Here is a 17,809-nt window from a genome sequence, read left to right as displayed (position 1 = left end):
TGGGATACTATGAGATCGTCACTTTGACGGTCTTTTTGTATGTTTAAGAACTAATTAATAGAAGATTTTTTGAGAGATAATCTAATTTTGAGAGTTTTGCAAAATTAGATTTTTATTAAAAAGAGTTTTAAAAGAAGAGGCTGGGACAAAACCCCCTCTAAAATGGAAACAGCCCATGAAATTTCATTCCAAAATTTCATGGGCTGTTTTTCATTTTTTCAATAAAAAATAAGGACCTCTTCTGTTAAAATTAAGTTAGCACACAAAACCTAACAGAAAGAAGGGTCCTTATGTTCAAATATTATAACATGAATCAATTAGTTTTGCCTCTAGATTTAGAAATAAAATTACAAGAAAATGATATTGCCTTCCACATTCACCATTTAGTTGAAAGTATTCCAGATGAAGCCTTCCAGCCGTTTCTTCGAAATACAGGTTGTCCTGCTTATCATCCACGCATGATGCTAAAAATTATTTTGTGTGCCTATTCGCAGTCTGTCTTTTCAGGTCGAAAAATTGAAGCGCTATTAAAGGACAGTATACGAATGATGTGGTTGGCACAAGGATATGAACCAAGTTATCGGACGATCAATCGTTTTCGTGTGCATCCGGAAGTAAAAGAATTAATTCGTCAATGTTTTGTCCAATTCCGTTGCCAACTGGTGGAAGAAAAGTTAATCGATCAAGAAGCCATTTTTATCGATGGTACGAAGATTGAAGCGAATGCCAATAAATTTACTTTCGTATGGAAGAAATCCATTGAAAAATACAACCAAAGCTTAATTGAAAAATCCAATCAGCTCTACAACGAACTGTTAGAGAAGGAAATCATCCCTGAAATGGAGCGGGAAAATGAGGGAGAACTGTCCGTTGAAGAACTCGCTCAAATGGTGCAACAAGTCGATGAAGTGATTACGGAATATGACCAAAAGATAGAAGCATCGCCCGATGCCACAGAACGAAAAGCATTAAGAAGCGAACGGAAATATCCGAAGCGAGTGTACAAACAGTTGATTGACTTGATTTTACGTAAACAAAAGTATCAAAAAGACTTCGAAATCTTGGGTGAACGGAATAGTTATTCCAAAACAGACTTAGATGCGACGTTCATGCGAATGAAAGACGACTATATGAAAAACGGTCAATTGAAGGCTGGATACAACGTACAAATCGCAACAGAAGGTCAATACGCACTAGCTTATAGCATCTTTCCAAATCCTACTGATACACGTACATTGATTCCGTTCTTGAATGAGATTGAGAAGCATTATTTTCCATTGCCAAAATATATTGTCGCAGATGCTGGTTATGGTAGTGAACAAAACTATGAAGACATCCTTTCGAATCGAAAATGTGAGGCACTCATTCCATATACCATGTATGAGAAAGAACAAAAGAAGAAATATAAACAAAATCCATTTCATCCAGACAATTGGATGTACGACGAAGAAAGTGATACCTACATTTGTCCAAATCAGCAGCGAGTAACCTTCCGTTATCGTTCTGTACGTACAGATAAGACTGGTTTCAAACGAGAATTGAAAATCTATGAATGTGAAAACTGTTCAGGATGTCCATTTCGTTCATCATGCACAAAAGCAAAGGAAGGCAATCACCGAAAGGTCATGGTGAATGAAAAATGGGAACAACAAAAAGAATATGTAAGAGCGAAGCTTTCAGAAGAAAAAGCTGGTTCTATTTTCCGTCAACGTAAAATAGACGTAGAACCAGTTTTTGGATTCTTGAAGGCTAATTTGCGTTTCACTCGATTTTCCGTTCGAGGAAAATCGAAAGTGGAAAATGAAATGGGCATTGCCTTAATGGCCGTGAATTTACGAAAATACACGGCCAACAAAGATCAACTAACCAAAAATAATGGGGATAAATGGAAAAAGGAGAATTTGAGTTGGCTCAAATTCTCCTTTTTCCTATCTAGAAGCTAGTTTTGTCCCAGCCTCATTTTGTATCTTTGGTTTACAAATATTCTGTTTGTCCTTTTTTGGGCGTACTTGCAGAATTTTTCGCTTTAAAAATTTTTTAAGCGGTTTGTTGCTTTTTACTCTCTTTTGCCATTGCGAGAGCTGAAACCAGTAATACGATGGCGTTCAAGTAAATATGAGTTTTTACTTTATCGATTCCCCACACATGCAGGGAGTTCGCTGTAAGATAACTTTTCATTCTTGAATTGCACCGTTCTACACTGGTTCGCTCATTGTAAAGTTCTTTCCAACGTTTGGAATCGCGGTGTGGATTAGAGTACCGGCGAAGATCCTTATTCACGTTAATTTTTACTACCATTCCATAGTTGGAGGATGAACAGGCTGCCATTCCTAATGGGCAATCCACTTTTCCGGTTGCGTGTGGACATCTGAATTTGAGCTGATCCTTATTGGCGCCCCAATAAGTCATTTCGTACCCCATCGAACAGCGTGGGGTTCCATTGGAGGCAATTCCTTCGGGAGGCTCCTTTTCATTACGCAAATTGAGTGGAATAATAGCTTGAGCCCCGATGTTCTTGGCGGATTCGTAGTTTTTTAGCTGGTCGTACCCACCATCCATTATCAGGAAATCAATTTTAGAGTTTGTACAACTCTTTACTTGTTCAATTAATTGTGGTGCGACATCCCCATCGTTGATATGAGCAGGGGTTACTTCAATCGCCATTGGTAATTCACTTTTGGTGTCAACGGAAAGATGCATCTTATAGCCAAACCAAGTAATTTTATTACCGAAGGAATCAAACTTTGCCCCCCAATTGGCGTTGCCTGTTTGTTCACTTCGCTTCTTAGGCTGCTTCTTTTCATAAGCATCAATGGCGGCACTGTCGATAGCCTGATGTTTTCCATCAATTACTCCTTCCTCTTGAGCTAACTGGACGAGATCTTGAAAGATTCTTTTCACAAGTCCAGTTTTGGTTAGTGAAGAAAATACTCGGCTAAGAGTAGAGATGGATGGTGCAGGCCTGCTAATATCTAAACCACATTGGTAACGAAAACGCAGGTCATTTTTTAATCGATTGTGAAGAGAAGTAAAAGTATCAATACCTTCTAATGGGGCAGCGATAAGAGCCCTTAATATCCCTTCTTTGGAATGTCCTTCAGCCCCTTGGGGTGAAGAACTTTTCAATTGTTTAGCATAAGGACGCAAATCTAGAGCACTAAAAAAGATCGGTAATTTCTCTTTTGACTCTAAAATTTGCAATTCTTCAAAGGAAAATAGACTTTCTTGTAGAATATACAAAGTGACTTCCTCCTTATGGATTTTTGTGGTTTGGTCACTTCAAAATTCTACAAATAAGGGGTGAAGTCCTTTTTTATGCTTTAGAAAACCTTATGACTCTTGGGTTGAAAAATGTGCAAAATGCTCGATATATTAATAATCCGGAATATTCTGTTAGTTGATTTTTCCATTACAACTTTTCGATTACAACCTTTTCATAAAAAAGCACCTTCTTCTCCATTCATTTATTTGTACAAAATTTTTTCCACAGAAAAACTGCACCTCAAACTATTGTTAAAGCCGATGATAAAATCCCCAATATAGCCGGAATAAAATTCCCCACTTACAATAGAACCATAGTGTCAATGAGAGGAGCTATGGTTCGTGATTACGAGAGGGGAATTTTTTATGATCAAAGAGATGTATGAAAGGGGAATGAGTATTTCCGATATTGCGAGGGAGTTGGGGATTGATCGGAAAACCGTTCGAAAATATATTCTCTCCCCCAATCCCCCTTCCAAATCTAAGCGAAAACAAAGAAAAAGCAAGTTAGATCCATTTAAAGAGTATCTTCAAAAACGAATGTTAGAGGATGGGGTGTTCAATAGCGAAAAGTTATTTTTCGAAATTCGACAACAGGGCTATACAGGAGGAAAGACGATTTTAAAGGACTATATAAAACCTTTCCGAGAGACGGCGAAAAAGAAATACACTGTTCGTTATGAAACGCTTCCTGGTGAACAAATGCAAGTCGATTGGAAAGAAGTCGGGGAGGTGATAATCGAAGGGAGAAAAGTCAAGTTATCGCTATTTGTGGCCACATTAGGCTATTCGCGGATGAAATACGCGGTATTTACGACCAGCCAGGACCAGGAACACTTAATGGAATGCCTGATTCAGAGTTTCCAATACTTCGGCGGAGTTCCGAAGAAGGTGTTATTTGATAATATGAAGACCGTTACAGACGGCCGGGAACAAGGAGTGGTGAAATGGAATCAACGATTTTCTGAATTTGCGAGTTACTACGGATTTATTCCAAAAGTGTGCCGGCCTTACCGGGCCCAGACAAAGGGAAAAGTCGAACGAGCCATTCAGTATATCATGGATCACTTCTATGTGGGGACAGCGTTTGAAAGCATCGAGGAATTAAATTTCCTTCTCCATCGTTGGCTCGATCAAGTGGCGAATCGGAAGCCAAACGCCACTACCGGCATTCCTCCGCAAGAGCGTTGGGCAGAGGAACAGCTGAAACCTCTCCCGTTGAACGATTACGATACGAGCTATCTTTCCTATCGGAAAGTGCATTGGGATGGCAGTTTCTCATACAAAGGGGAACAATGGCTCTTATCGGCGGAGTATGCGGGCAAAGAAATTCTGGTGAAGGAGCGATTAAATGGGGATATTCGATTGTATTATCGAGGGGAGGAGATTTCTTACTTGAACCAACAGAAAAAAGTGATTTCATTCGCCGAAAAAATCAAAAAGAAACAGACGGAAATGGCCGTCACCATTTCGCCTGTTTCGGTGGAAGTGGATACTCGTCCATTGTCCGTTTATGACACATTCCTGCGAGGGGAAAGCTCATGAAAGAACAAATACACGAGTATTGCCACCGTCTTCATTTGCCTGTCATGGCGGAGCGATGGTCCGCCATGGCAGAATACGCAGCTACTCATAATATACCATATTCGGAGTTTTTATTCCGCTTATTAGAGGCGGAAATCATCGAAAAACAGGAACGATCGATCCAAACGCTCATCAAACTGTCCAAACTGCCATATCGCAAGACGATCGATACGTTTGATTTTAACGCACTGCCTTCCGTGGATGAGCGTCGGATTCGAGAGCTGCTTACCTTATCGTTTATTGATCGAAAGGAGAATATCCTTTTTCTCGGTCCGCCGGGGATTGGAAAGACACATCTGGCGATTTCGATTGGAATGGAGGCGATCGCAAGAGGGTATAAAACGTATTTTATTACCGCCCATGATTTGGTCACTCAGTTAAGAAAAGCCGACTAGGAAGGAAAGCTGGAAAAAAAGCTTCGCATGTTTGTGAAGCCAACCGTTCTCATTATTGATGAAATGGGGTACTTAAAACTGGACCCAAACAGCGCCCATTACTTATTTCAGGTCATCGCCCGTCGGTATGAACATGCCCCGATTATCCTCACCTCCAACAAAAGCTTTGGGGAATGGGGAGAAGTTGTGGGAGACTCGGTATTGGCGACCGCGATGTTAGATCGATTACTGCATCATTCCATCATTTTCAACCTAAAGGGGGAAAGCTATCGATTACGGGAAAAGAGGATCCAACAAGAAAAACAGAAGGATCAATAAGGTCCTTCTGGGGAATTTTAAACCGGCGATTTTGGGGAAAAAATAATCGGCCTTGACACTATTTTGATACTTTGAAAATATTTTCTTAATCGATGGCATTTATGAATGTTTCTTATACAAATCCAAAATCTATTTAAAAGTTGATTCCACCATTTCATCTAAATTTTAAATATTAATCTAAAAGTAGGTAGCTATAAAACTATCCTTTTCCATTGACTCATTATTTATGCACATCTACAATTTTTCGCAAAAGTTCAATCCATTCGATTTTCTTAAAAGTATAGGAGTGTAATTCATTATTTCGAATAACCATATGAATACTGTCAAAATCCTCTGTTCTAAAGCGCCACCAACTTTTGCTAGTAGGGGCCTTTTGTTCAGGTGGAGCATAAAGTAAACAATTGTCTGGATTTACAACTTTGGAAACTTCATCAAAGTTTAAGAATCCTTGAGGAAAATCAATATATAACCCAAGGCAAGTCTTCTTAGGATCTATATATCCTATTTTGTATTCTGATTCTCCATACTGTTTTTTTAATTTTGAAGCCCATGGAACAGGCTTGTTACTTGCAATCAATAAGCGTTCGCCACGATTTGGTTCAATTGTGCAAGAAGAAAATTCATTAAATACTTCTATCAATTCTTGTAATTTAGTATTTACTAATTTATTAGTATCCATTCTTATCCTCCCTACTTGTTATAGTGAAGTTCCATCCAAAGGTTTGGACAATAATATTTTACTTTTTAGTATTTTGTAATTCATCTTCAAAATAAGGTAATATTCCTGCACATACGATGATACCTTTTACATTTGAATAGCCTAAATCAGATTTACATAATTTCATATAATGTTTAAATTGATTTTTAGCCTAGGCGTTGAGGGATACTTTTGAATTGCTGAGGGATGTCTATAGTTTATATTTAGTAAATAAAGTATTGCTCAACATGAGCCTTCTATACAAAACTTACGCAATCTAGGAACTCTTGAAGAATACAATCGCTCATAAATGGATTGGTATGATCTAAATAGTACTTGTAGAAAATTCGATAATTGATATGATTACAGTATAATCCCTTTCATTATATTAAACAGAATCGAACTTGATATGATGATGGAAAATGGATTTCATAAACATTTGAAAGGGGCATGTTATATAGATACCTCTTTTATTAGAAACAGAACTGTATTTTGCAATAGAAAAGTGCAGAGAAATGCAATTAAAAATGCAGAGGTTTGCCACCCATTTTATTCCTTTTCGACAATGCGTGGGACAGTCTATAGCTCTCGCCATGAAAAGAGATGATATGGGCGTGATGAATTAGCCTGTCCACTAACGCTGCTGTTAAACGAGAATCTGTAAAGATCCGGTTCCATTGACTAAATTCTAAGTTAGATGTAATAATTACGCTTTTCTGTTCATAAAACTCCGATATAATTTGGAATAATAATTCAGCTCCTTCTTTACTAAATGGTAAGTATCCCATTTCATCTAAAATGACCAAATCAACCTTCTCCATCCGTTTTCTAAATGCTGATAAACGGTTGTTACGTAAAGCTTGCTCTAATTCCTCAACTAGGTGGGCAACACGGTAAAAACGAACCTCATAACCTAGTTCACAAGCTTTTTTCCCTAGTCCTGTGGCTAAATGAGTCTTCCCTGTCCCGGGTGAACCAACTAAAACTACATTTTCTCGATTCTCAATAAATTGTAGGCTACACAAATCCTCTTTGGTTAAGTGAGGAGGGAACCGAAGTTGTTCGGTCCACTCGTAATCATGTAAACTCTTTTTATCTAAGAACTTCGCCTTTTTTATCAAGCGGATTGCTCTCGCTTTTTCTCTTAATCTTATTTCCTCCTTAAGTAGCCCATATAAGAATTGTTTCGGAGTTTCAAACGGTATTTGCTCGTATACATCCGCAACATAAGCTAACCTCAATGACTTACACAATTCTTTAATGTCCTGTTTCAATTGACAGCCTCCTCTCTAGGAGCTAATGAATCGTATTTACTCCAGTCCACTTCATAAGGATTATTATCACTAGGTAGCTTATCCTGTGCAATTAATTCATAGAACTCTTCATTAATCTTCTTCATGTCATGAGAAACTAATAAACTAGCTAGAGCTTCTAATCGTTTTCGTCGAATAATTAAATTATCTACCAACAAAAATTCTTTAATTCTTCCCGGTAAATACTTATTATAGCGCGAATATTCTACAACCCTTGGTTTATGAATCCATGTTTTAATTATTGAAAGCCATGGTAATGCTTTTCGCTTTTTCATATATGGCCGATAGTCATCCAATAATATCTCCCCATTAGGTGAAACAATCTTTAATTGATCCCATGTTAATATCATTTGTAATTGACTATAGTTGCCACCCTTAGGGACATGAACCAACGTCTGATCCACTTTCACTTCATTATATTTGTTTACTTTAACAAGATGCTCTTTAAATACAGGATAGGGCTTTTCCGGTAATGCTAGAAGATAATCCCGTTCTTCCTGCCATAAGTCCTCAATACGTACGTTTTTGGCATAATGAATTCTATTTCTGTCCGCCTCTAATTTATGAAATAATTGATCCGTTAAACCCTCATAGCTGTCCATTATTGGAGCTGAAGTAAAAAAGTTATAGCGTATATATCCAACTTTATTCTCAACATTTCCTTTTTCATGGCCACTTCTTGGATTGCATACCTGCACATCAAAGCCATAATAATGCTGAAATTGAACAAATTCATCAGTTAATTGTGCTTCTTCATTTTTTGTCCTTTTTTTCTTCACAGCGGGGGTCAAATTATCGATTCTTATCCTTTTAGGTACTCCCCCAACCTGTTTAAAAAGAATATTGAGACCATGTAAGAAGCATTCTTGATTTTCAGCTGGTAACGGTACTGCAAATCCAGCATTACTATGAGGAAACGTCATAACTAAAGCATGAATATCCACAATTTCTCCATCTTGTACAGCTTCCATTACTCCAAAGTCTACTTGAGCTTCACCCGGAGGATGTTCTAATCTTTCATACCCTTTATCCTTTTCTTCTTGGTGAGTATTCATCCATTCAGAGATAAAGTAACAAACAGTACGATAAGAATAGATGTAGTATAGATTTATGGACACAACTTGGTTAAGTCATTAATATTAAACTAACGAAAGGTTGTGTCCGAATCATGAGTCAAAAACGGTATAATCAAGAATTTAAACAAACAGTAGTTGAGCTTTATCGCTCAGGCACTCCAGTCAGTCAACACTCTAGCGAATATGGTGTTTCAGAAGTAACGATTTATAAATGGATTAAGCAACTCTCTCCAATTGAATGTGAACAGGAATTAACTTTGGCTGATATAGAAGCCATTCAAAAGGAAAATCTTCGATTAAAACAGGAGATCGAAATCTTAAAAAAGGCTATGACCATATTCGCGAGAAAATAGATGAGCAAGAACTGATTGACTTGATTACAAAAGAAACCGAACATCATCCAATCCAAATGATGTGTCGTGTTTTAAAGATGCCTAAAAGTACGTATTATCAATCGTTTCACAAGAAGCCGAATAGCTATCATGTCGCCAACGAACAACTGCTTGAACGAATTCGAGCAATCCATAAAGAAAGTAAGGGTCGTTATGGGGCCCCTAAAATCTTTGAAATACTTAAAAAAGAAGGCTATACAGGCAGTATCAATCGAGTTCAACGTTTGATGAAACAAGCAGGCATCCAATCATGTATTGTAAAAAAATTCCGCCCAACACCAACACAAAAGCCCGTAGAAGAACGAGAAAATGTATTAAATCAAGATTTCACTACAACAACAATCAACGAAAAATGGGTAGCTGATATTACATATGTCCATACGCTTCGTGATGGTTGGTGTTATCTAGCGTCCGTTCTTGATTTACATACAAAAAAAGTGGTCGGATATAAATTCTCTCGTACCATGACAACAGAAATTGTGCTGGAAGCACTTCAGAATGCGATTCAAGATCAAAAGCCCGATCCCGGTCTTATCGTGCATACAGATTTAGGAACACAATATACAAGTGAAGCCTTTCAAAAACTACTAAAAAAACATGAAATGGTTCCGTCATTTAGTCGAAAAGGATGTCCATATGACAACGCTTGTATTGAATCTTTTCATGCCATATTGAAAAAAGAAGAAGTGTATCTAACCAAATACGAAAGCTTTGAGACAGCGAGAATTGCGTTATTTCAATTCATCGAAGGTTGGTATAATCGCAAACGAATTCATGGAAGCATTGGTTATTTGACACCGGATGAATACGAAAAAATGTGCCGAATAGCAGCGTAAAACATGGGGTACAGAACACTTCCCCCCTTCACATTTTTTTGGCACAACAGCCATGGGTTTATTTCTCCACGTCCCAAGTAGATTGTCAAAGGCTCTTTTCACTTTGACAATCTACTTGGGATGTGGAACAATCCATGAATGGTTGTTGTGCAAAAAAACTTAATCTTTTTGTGTCCAAAAACTTGACGTAGATCCAAGAGCTTAAAACTCCTAGGACAAAGGGTTGTTATTATGTTGAGACTTTCGAATCTATTTATATTTTTAAAAGGGATACTTATATTAATTGTCGAAATAAGAAGAAGGAACGAATTCGTTAAAAAACTAAAAAATCCTTGTCCATTCTAAGTTCTATAAGCTTTTGAGGAATAAATCATATGATAGGAATTTTTAAAGTTTGAGGTGGTTATTTGAATTACTTTTTTAAATTGATATGTGTTAGTAGTATTTATGCCCTCTTTTATGTGATAGAGGCAGAACTTATGCTGAATATCTATCGTATTAGTAGATTTATTAATTTAGAGGTAGGGACAGTATCCATTTTAATTGGATTGCTAATTTTAATTTTAATAATATCCAGCACTTTTATATTCTATATGCTCAATAAAAAATTTTTAAAACAAAACAAGTGGAATTACTTGGGGCCATTTATTTGTTTACCGATTATTTTCTTATTTATTTCCTCTTTTACAAATATATTTCCTATGTACAACGAAGGGGATAGACCAATCCCTATTATAGGATTAGTTTTTACAGCGAGTTTAATACTATATCCATTTTATTTATTAACGGTAGTTCGCATATCCACTTATGATAGGTAATAATTTACAATAATGTCGTTTTATGGTATATATTATAATATAATACATAAAGGAGTTGAGGAAATGAAGGAGGCTGGGACAAAACCCCCTCTAAAATGGAAACAGCCCATGAAATTTTGGAATGAAATTTCATGGGCTGTTTTTCATTTTTTCAATAAAAAATAAGGACCTCTTCTGTTAAAATTAAGTTAGCACACAAAACCTAACAGAAAGAAGGGTCCTTATGTTCAAATATTATAACATGAATCAATTAGTTTTGCCTCTAGATTTAGAAATAAAATTACAAGAAAATGATATTGCCTTCCACATGTTTATGGCAAACTAAAAATGTAACGTTTGGCAATTAATTTATGCAGGTCCTATAAAACAAAAAACCACTTGCCAACATTCCCCAAATACACTACCCTCCTAGTTGGACAAAACAGTTCAACGGGAGGTATTCAAGGAGATGTTAGCAGTGGCTGAAATTCATTATATCAGATATGAAGCAAACCAAAAAGGATGTTCCTATTCCGATATTGCCAAAAGAATGAATCGTGATCCAAGAACAGTGAAGAAGTATGCGGAAATGGAAGACTTCAATCCCTCAAAAGTTAAACAAACGAGAAAAGCGAAAGTGATGGATCCAGTGAAACCGATATTGGATCAATGGATTAAAGAGGACTTGACAAAGAAGAAAAAATATCGAAGAACTGCGAAACGAATGTATGAAATCTTAAAAGAAGAATATGGATTTACAGGTTCAGATCGTTCTGTTCGGCTCTATGTATCAAAAAGAAAACAAGAACTGCTCGAACAAAGTGAACCAGCTGCGTTACCTTTAGAATCGAAACCTGCAACGGCTCAAGTTGATTTTGGAGAAGCTCCTTTTCTCTATCAGGGGAAATACGTCGATTTTCCTTACCTGGTCGTTTCATTCCCTTACAGTAATGCGGCCTATGTGCAAGTCATGCCAGCTCAAAATCAAGAATGTTTCTTGGAAGGATTAAAACGAATCTTTCACTATATGGGAAGGGTTCCAAGGGTCATTCGTTTTGATAATCTCTCCCCTGCAGTAAAAACGATCTTGCCAAACGGAGAAAGAGAATTGACAGAGACATTTCAACGATTCGTTTTACATTATGGCTTTGAATGCGAGTTCTGCAACCCAGCCAGCGGAAATGAAAAAGGGAATGTCGAATCAAAGGTGAAATATATTCGAAACAATTTCTTTTTACCTGAACAAACAATCTATCAACTAGAAAGTTTTAATGAATCTTTATGGGAGAAATGTGAGAAGGACTGGAATCGTCCGCATTATGAGAAGGAGCGACTCATCGCTGAATTATTTGAAGAAGAACAAGCGTTATTTCTTCAATTACCAGCCAAAGAATTTGAATGTGTCCGATATGAGCAGGTCACGGCTGATAAGTACGGTTTCATCCATTTAGAAAACAATTTATATTCCACGTCTCCCCGTTTTGCCAAACAAAAGGTTTTGGCAAAGATCTCTTATCATGAGATTGCCATTTTAACAGAAGAGCATGAGCTGATTATCAAGCACGAGCGTTTATATGGCACAAAACAAAAATCAATGAAATGGCAACCATATCTTACGTTAATGGCCAAAAGGCCAAATGCATTAAAATATACGGATTTCTATGAAAAGATGCCGGAAGAATGGAAAAATTATTTTTCCAATTGTACCGTTCAAGAAAAGAAGGAAGCATTACAACTACTAGCTGTTTTACTAAAAGAACATGATTTCGAAGTTTCGACACAGGCTTTGAGGATTGCCTCCCAGTATGGTCATCCGAAAGTAGAATCGATTAAACAGGTATTTTATCAATTAATCAATGGAAGAGGTATACGAGAGCCAATTCAACCGAAAAAACACGTTCCAGATATGCCGGAAGCCATCCGAGGAGTAAGGCATTATGACCGCCTATTCGAATCCCAAGGAGATGTGGCATCATGGAACAAATGATTAAGGAATATGCCAAAAGACTAAAATTAAGCTGGATTCCAGCCAATTACCATACCATCCATGCGGAAACAAATGAGGAATTTTTACTGAAGCTGTTTGAACGAGAAGTGCAGCATCGAGATGAGAGAAGGATAAATTTACTACTAAAACAGGCGACATTGCCGAAAATTCCAAATAAACCTTATGATTGGCGGGAGATTCAACTAGCCCCAGGCATCACAAAAGATTATATTTTAGAAGGTGAGTTTACGAAAAATCAGGAAAACCTTATCTTCTATGGCGGAGTGGGAACCGGTAAAACATTCCTTTCCACTCTCATCGCCCTCAATTTGATGAAAAAACAAGGAAAAAGAGTGAAGTTCTATACGGCCGCCTCCATTGTCAATGCTTTATTGGAGGCCAATGAAAAAGGTGACCTTGGTAAATTTCTCAATCAAATCGAAAAGTTGGATCTCTTGATTCTTGATGAATTGGGCTATATTCCATTGCATAAACAGGGGGCAGAGTTATTATTTCAAGTTATTTCCATGTGTTATGAAACCAAAAGCATCATTGTGACAACCAATTTACCGTTTAGCCAATGGAATAATGTCTTTGGCGATCCCATTTTAACAGAGGCCGTCATTGATCGGCTGATTCATCATTCTCATTTAATCATCTTCAATGGTGAAAGTCACCGATACAAAGACTCAATCTCTCAACGTTAACCATGGAATTTGGCAAGTGTATGTATGCATTTTTAATTGCCATTTCATACATTTTCTACTTGCCAAAAACACCTTCCACATTCACCATTTAGTTGAAAGTATTCCAGATGAAGCCTTCCAGCCGTTTCTTCGAAATACAGGTTGTCCTGCTTATCATCCACGCATGATGCTAAAAATTATTTTGTGTGCCTATTCGCAGTCTGTCTTTTCAGGTCGAAAAATTGAAGCGCTATTAAAGGATAGTATACGAATGATGTGGTTGGCATATAAATGTCAACACAAATATGTACACTTTTGCTTGTTTAAGGATGTACAAAATCACTCGTTTTCTTTCTCTAAATGATTCTTTAATCGATAAGAATCTCCAACGATAGTGACAACGGTTGCGTGGTGTAAAATGCGGTCTAAAATCGCATTGGCCAGCTTGGGTTCTTGAAAGATTTCATCCCATGCTTTAAAATTCACATTCGTTGTAAGAATCGTACTACGCTTCTCATAACGCATATCGATGAGTTGGAAGAAAAGCTTTGCGTCCTCGGCATCAATCGGTAAATAACCGATCTCATCGATAATTAAGAGTTTATATTTTGTATAGTGTTTTAATCTACTCTCTAACCGATTTTCTAAACGTGCTTTCTTCAGATTTTGAATTAAGTCATGGCACTTAATGAAATAAGTGCTTGTACGTTTCTTCGCTGCCTCAATCCCAATGGAAGTGGCTAAATGTGTTTTTCCTACGCCACTTGGCCCTAGAAAAACTATGTTTTCATTTGCTTCAATAAATCGAAGTGTTAGAAAATCTAAAATTTGTTTTTGATTTATTGACGGTTGAAAACTAAAATCAAAATCCTTTATTTCTTTCAAATGCGGAAAAGCCGCAACCTTCACCATCGATTGAATCATATTTTGTTCACGTACATCAATTTCGTAATTCGTCAGTTTCACTAGCGTATCTACCAGTGACAATTGATGGTTAACGCTGAAGTCTAAGACTTCATTTAAATGTAAGGACATTTGCTTGAGCTTCAAATAATCTAAGTTTTGTATGAGTTGTTGATAGTTTGTTGTAGGATTCATTATTTATACACTTCTCCAATCGTTGCTAAATTCCGTTTCGCTAAATCATCAATATCCGGATAATTCGGCATGGAAACGCCCAAGGCTTCTTGATAATGTGCTTCCTGATAATTTAATTTCTTATTACTTATTGGGTGTTGCGCAATCAGTTCCGTGTTATAATAAATCCATAATTGATTATCATACACTTGTAAGCCTACTTTCTTTCCTTGGTACTGTGCTGGTACCGAGTATTGGTTTGATTTGTAGGAAATCATGTTGGATGCATTTACTTTTACAAGCGTATGTTTGATCCGATAGGAATCTCTTACTTTCTCAGTTGGTAACTGGAGTAGGTGATTCCTTTCTTTTTTGAATTCTATCGCAGGAATTTTTCCAGTTCCTTGGTGGACCTCATGGTTTACTCGATGAGATAAATCTTGCACAAATTGATGTAATTCTTCCAAGGTCAACTGACCTTGATAAGCATGAATTTCATCTAATATTTTCATTGTGGTTTCCACTTTTCCTTTTGTCCTTGGACGTCCAGCAATGCATGGCTTCACCTCAAAACCAAAATCCTTAGCGAATTGTGCAAACTTGGCATTTACTCTTCCTGGGGAATGTTCTGTTCTTGCCTCATCCATAATGGTTTTCATATTATCCGTGATGATTTCAGCTGGCACCCCTCCAAGAGCTTCGAATGTTTCTGTTAAGAAGAAAAACAGGACACTTTGTGACTTAGAAATACTCATTAGGAAGGTTCTGAAACGTGAATGAGATAGAATCAGTACTGCAACATTGATTTCAACGTTCTGACCATCCTTTGTTTCAAAAGGAATACTCTCTTTCCAATCCAATTGTGCTTGTTTTCCTATAGGCGTTTCAAAACGTGCTGTGCCTTTAGGAGAAGGAATTCGTTTATCCTCTTCAAAGTAAGCATTAAATTCGGGCGTTTTCGCAATATACGCTCGGAACGTCGATGCTGCACAATCCAGTCCATGATTATCCTTTAAATACTGCCATAGCACACGACGATAATAAAACTTTTGCTTAGCATCTTCCGAAAGTAGTGCAGCGATGATTTCATAGTATTCATCAATTTTGGAGGGCTTCTTTCGTGTACGTTTAGGAATAAATCCATTTAAATATTTATCAATGGTTCTTCGATCTACACCTAGATCTCTAGCTAATTGACTTTTATTAATTTTCATCTTCAAATGCTCCATTAGTTGTTTTAATTTTGGTAAGTCTTCAAGACTCTTAATCTTAAAATCAGTTTCGACATTTATCGATATGTACATACTAATCACCTCAAGATTAGTATGTAATCTAAAATCAATTTTGTACATTATTATTCAAGCATTTGTGTACAAATTTAAATTATCATTTCTAGTTGGCACAAGGATATGAACCAAGTTATCGGACGATCAATCGTTTTCGTGTACATCCGGAAGTAAAAGAATTAATTCGTCAATGTTTTGTCCAATTCCGTTGCCAACTGGTGGAAGAAAAATTAATCGATCAAGAAGCTATTTTTATCGATGGTACGAAGATTGAAGCGAATGCCAATAAATTTACTTTCGTATGGAAGAAATCCATTGAAAAATACAACCAAAACTTAATTGAAAAGTCCAATCAGTTATACAACGAACTATTGGAAAAAGAAATCATCCCTGAAATGGAGCGGGAAAATGAGGGAGAACTGTCTGTTGAAGAACTCGCTCAAATGGTGCAACAAGTCGATGAAGTGATTACGGAATATGACCAAAAAATCGAATCATCGCCCGATGCCACAGAACGAAAAGCATTAAGAAGCGAACGGAAATATCCGAAGCGAGTGTACAAACAGTTGATTGACTTGATTTTACGTAAACAAAAGTATCAAAAAGACTTCGAAATCTTGGGTGAACGGAATAGTTATTCCAAAACAGACTTAGATGCGACGTTCATGCGAATGAAAGACGACTATATGAAAAACGGTCAATTGAAGGCTGGATACAACGTACAAATCGCAACAGAAGGTCAATACGCACTAGCTTATAGCATCTTTCCAAATCCTACTGATACACGTACATTAATTCCGTTCTTGAATAAGATAGAAAAGGATTATTTTCCGTTGCCAAAGTATATTGTCGCAGATGCTGGTTATGGTAGTGAACAAAACTATGAAGACATCCTTTCGAATCGAAAATGTGAGGCACTCATTCCATATACCATGTATGAGAAAGAACAAAAGAAGAAATATAAACAAAATCCATTTCATCCAGACAATTGGATGTACGACGAAGAAAGTGATACCTACATTTGTCCAAATCAGCAGCGAGTAACCTTCCGTTATCGTTCTGTACGTACAGATAAGACTGGTTTCAAACGAGAATTGAAAATCTATGAATGTGAAAACTGTTCAGGATGTCCATTTCGTTCATCATGCACAAAAGCAAAGGAAGGCAATCACCGAAAGGTCATGGTGAATGAAAAATGGGAACAACAAAAAGAATATGTAAGAGCGAAGCTTTCAGAAGAAAAAGCTGGTTCTATTTTCCGTCAACGTAAAATAGACGTAGAACCAGTTTTTGGATTCTTGAAGGCTAATTTGCGTTTCACTCGATTTTCCGTTCGAGGAAAATCGAAAGTGGAAAATGAAATGGGCATTGCCTTAATGGCCGTGAATTTACGAAAATACACGGCCAACAAAGATCAACTAACCAAAAATAATGGGGATAAATGGAAAAAGGAGAATTTGAGTTGGCTCAAATTCTCCTTTTTCCTATCTAGAAGCTAGTTTTGTCCCAGCCTCTAGTTGGATTCACAGTATTCGGAATTTCAAGTGAAGCTTCTGCTAATACTTATGATTCATCTAGCAAAGAAAGTTTAATTGAAAATGATGAGGCTTTTAAGAAGGCCGTGGAGTTAGGATTAGTTGATCTAAAGAGTAATGGTCAAATAATTTATCTAGGCGATGAGACTAGTTTAGATGTTGTACTCTGAGTTTTTAGAAAAGATTAATAGTGCTAATTTTTTAATAGAATTAGGGGTTGCTAGTGTAGACGAGGAATATAATGTAACTCTTCTTTCTAGTGAAGAAACTGCAAGTGTTATATATGAAAATGATAAGAAATTAATTTCAAACGAAATTTCAAAACAACGAACAATTGATTCAATTGTAACTCCTTCTGCTATAGATCCAGGTTTGCCGACACGTGGAATATAAATTGTTTTCTAAATGGATGAAACCATACTTATCAGCCGTGACCTGCTCATATCGGACACATTCAAATTCTTTTGCTGGCAATTGAAGAAATAACGCTTGTTCTTCTTCAAATAATTCAGCGATGAGTCGCTCCTTCTCATAATGCGGACGATTCCATGTAAACGATAAAATAAAAT

Annotated in this window: 12 protein-coding genes and 3 pseudogenes; 9 read left to right on the top strand and 6 right to left on the bottom strand. The window is 36.9% G+C overall.

What is annotated here, in order from left to right; all coding sequences use genetic code 11:
* The first annotated feature begins 290 nt into the window (after nucleotides 1–290).
* Complete coding sequence (locus tag NST13_RS07475) at nucleotides 291–1,943, top strand: IS1182 family transposase (protein ID WP_342581305.1); 1,653 nt, start codon at nucleotides 291–293, stop codon at nucleotides 1,941–1,943.
* Between the two features lie 94 nt (nucleotides 1,944–2,037).
* On the opposite strand, the gene NST13_RS07470 is transcribed toward NST13_RS07475, so the two are convergent.
* The gene (locus NST13_RS07470; protein ID WP_027725900.1) at nucleotides 2,038–3,240 is read right to left on the bottom strand and encodes a transposase; all 1,203 of its coding nucleotides are present in this window, start codon (nucleotides 3,238–3,240) and stop codon (nucleotides 2,038–2,040) included.
* Nucleotides 3,241–3,603: 363 nt separating this feature from the next.
* Here NST13_RS07470 and istA (NST13_RS07465) point away from each other — a divergent pair, with 363 nt between their 5' ends.
* Nucleotides 3,604–4,806, top strand: coding sequence for an IS21 family transposase (istA, locus tag NST13_RS07465; protein WP_342581741.1), 1,203 nt, complete (start codon nucleotides 3,604–3,606; stop codon nucleotides 4,804–4,806).
* Nucleotides 4,803–5,558, top strand: a pseudogene (gene istB / locus NST13_RS07460) (IS21-like element IS5376 family helper ATPase IstB). The gene istA (NST13_RS07465) and the pseudogene istB (NST13_RS07460) overlap by 4 nt, the downstream one beginning before the upstream one ends.
* Before the next feature lie 220 nt (nucleotides 5,559–5,778).
* Here the strand turns inward: istB (NST13_RS07460) and NST13_RS07455 are convergent.
* The 3 genes from NST13_RS07455 to istA (NST13_RS07445) all read right to left on the bottom strand — a co-directional run bounded on the left by NST13_RS07455 (nucleotide 5,779) and on the right by istA (NST13_RS07445) (nucleotide 8,686).
* Entirely contained in the window at nucleotides 5,779–6,237 is a 459-nt protein-coding gene (locus tag NST13_RS07455) for a hypothetical protein (protein WP_342581740.1), read from the bottom strand.
* Between the two features lie 539 nt (nucleotides 6,238–6,776).
* Nucleotides 6,777–7,529 (bottom strand): IS21-like element helper ATPase IstB, encoded by a 753-nt coding sequence (istB, locus tag NST13_RS07450; RefSeq protein ID WP_342581739.1) that lies wholly within the window; start codon nucleotides 7,527–7,529, stop codon nucleotides 6,777–6,779.
* Nucleotides 7,526–8,686: an IS21 family transposase gene (istA, locus tag NST13_RS07445; protein WP_342581738.1), complete on the bottom strand. Its 1,161-nt coding sequence runs from the start codon at nucleotides 8,684–8,686 to the stop codon at nucleotides 7,526–7,528. The genes istB (NST13_RS07450) and istA (NST13_RS07445) overlap by 4 nt, the downstream gene beginning before the upstream one ends.
* Nucleotides 8,687–8,736: 50 nt before the next feature.
* On the opposite strand from istA (NST13_RS07445), the gene NST13_RS07440 reads away from it, so the two are divergent.
* From NST13_RS07440 to NST13_RS07425, 4 genes and pseudogenes are all read left to right on the top strand, one after another.
* Nucleotides 8,737–9,872, top strand: a protein-coding gene (locus NST13_RS07440; protein ID WP_342581737.1) for an IS3 family transposase whose coding sequence is annotated in 2 segments (ribosomal slippage) — nucleotides 8,737–8,959 and nucleotides 8,959–9,872 — 1,137 coding nt in all. Because the reading frame shifts where the segments join, the coding sequence is not laid out codon by codon here.
* A gap of 1,266 nt (nucleotides 9,873–11,138) precedes the next feature.
* Nucleotides 11,139–12,656, top strand: a complete 1,518-nt coding sequence (gene istA, locus NST13_RS07435; protein WP_013401401.1) for an IS21 family transposase — start codon at nucleotides 11,139–11,141, stop codon at nucleotides 12,654–12,656.
* Nucleotides 12,644–13,363 carry an IS21-like element helper ATPase IstB gene (gene istB, locus NST13_RS07430; RefSeq protein ID WP_013399917.1) on the top strand — a complete coding sequence of 240 codons (720 nt, stop codon included), beginning with the start codon at nucleotides 12,644–12,646 and terminating at the stop codon, nucleotides 13,361–13,363. The genes istA (NST13_RS07435) and istB (NST13_RS07430) overlap by 13 nt, the downstream gene beginning before the upstream one ends.
* Nucleotides 13,364–13,433: 70 nt before the next feature.
* A pseudogene (locus tag NST13_RS07425) lies at nucleotides 13,434–13,628 on the top strand (transposase); the annotation flags it as partial.
* 53 nt (nucleotides 13,629–13,681) lie between these two features.
* Here the strand turns inward: NST13_RS07425 and istB (NST13_RS07420) are convergent.
* Entirely contained in the window at nucleotides 13,682–14,440 is a 759-nt protein-coding gene (istB, locus tag NST13_RS07420; protein ID WP_342470906.1) for an IS21-like element helper ATPase IstB, read from the bottom strand.
* Entirely contained in the window at nucleotides 14,440–15,723 is a 1,284-nt protein-coding gene (gene istA, locus NST13_RS07415) for an IS21 family transposase (RefSeq protein ID WP_342581736.1), read from the bottom strand. The genes istB (NST13_RS07420) and istA (NST13_RS07415) overlap by 1 nt, the downstream gene beginning before the upstream one ends.
* Before the next feature lie 92 nt (nucleotides 15,724–15,815).
* On the opposite strand from istA (NST13_RS07415), the pseudogene NST13_RS07410 reads away from it, so the two are divergent.
* Both NST13_RS07410 and NST13_RS07405 read left to right on the top strand, forming a co-directional pair.
* A pseudogene (locus tag NST13_RS07410) lies at nucleotides 15,816–17,410 on the top strand (IS1182 family transposase); the annotation flags it as partial.
* On the top strand, nucleotides 17,397–17,633 hold the full coding sequence (locus tag NST13_RS07405; protein WP_342581735.1) for a hypothetical protein: 237 nt from the start codon (nucleotides 17,397–17,399) through the stop codon (nucleotides 17,631–17,633). The pseudogene NST13_RS07410 and the gene NST13_RS07405, both read left to right, overlap by 14 nt.
* The last annotated feature ends 176 nt before the right edge of the window (nucleotides 17,634–17,809 follow it).

The sequence above is a fragment of the Ureibacillus sp. FSL W7-1570 genome (assembly GCF_038593265.1).
Taxonomy (GTDB): Bacteria; Bacillota; Bacilli; order Bacillales_A; family Planococcaceae; genus Ureibacillus; species Ureibacillus suwonensis.
The sequence above is the reverse complement of the archived record's forward strand: the minus strand, read 5'-3'. Positions and strand labels throughout refer to the sequence as shown.

Excerpts from the sequence above, each read along its gene's own strand:
- NST13_RS07475 (WP_342581305.1), top strand. The coding sequence starts at position 291 with ATGTTCAAATATTATAACATGAATCAATTAGTTTTGCCTCTAGATTTA.
- istA (WP_342581736.1), bottom strand. The coding sequence starts at position 15,723 with ATGTACATATCGATAAATGTCGAAACTGATTTTAAGATTAAGAGTCTT.
- istA (WP_013401401.1), top strand. The coding sequence starts at position 11,139 with ATGTTAGCAGTGGCTGAAATTCATTATATCAGATATGAAGCAAACCAA.
- NST13_RS07455 (WP_342581740.1), bottom strand. The coding sequence starts at position 6,237 with ATGGATACTAATAAATTAGTAAATACTAAATTACAAGAATTGATAGAA.
- NST13_RS07405 (WP_342581735.1), top strand. The coding sequence starts at position 17,397 with ATGTTGTACTCTGAGTTTTTAGAAAAGATTAATAGTGCTAATTTTTTA.
- istB (WP_342470906.1), bottom strand. The coding sequence starts at position 14,440 with ATGAATCCTACAACAAACTATCAACAACTCATACAAAACTTAGATTAT.
- istB (WP_013399917.1), top strand. The coding sequence starts at position 12,644 with ATGGAACAAATGATTAAGGAATATGCCAAAAGACTAAAATTAAGCTGG.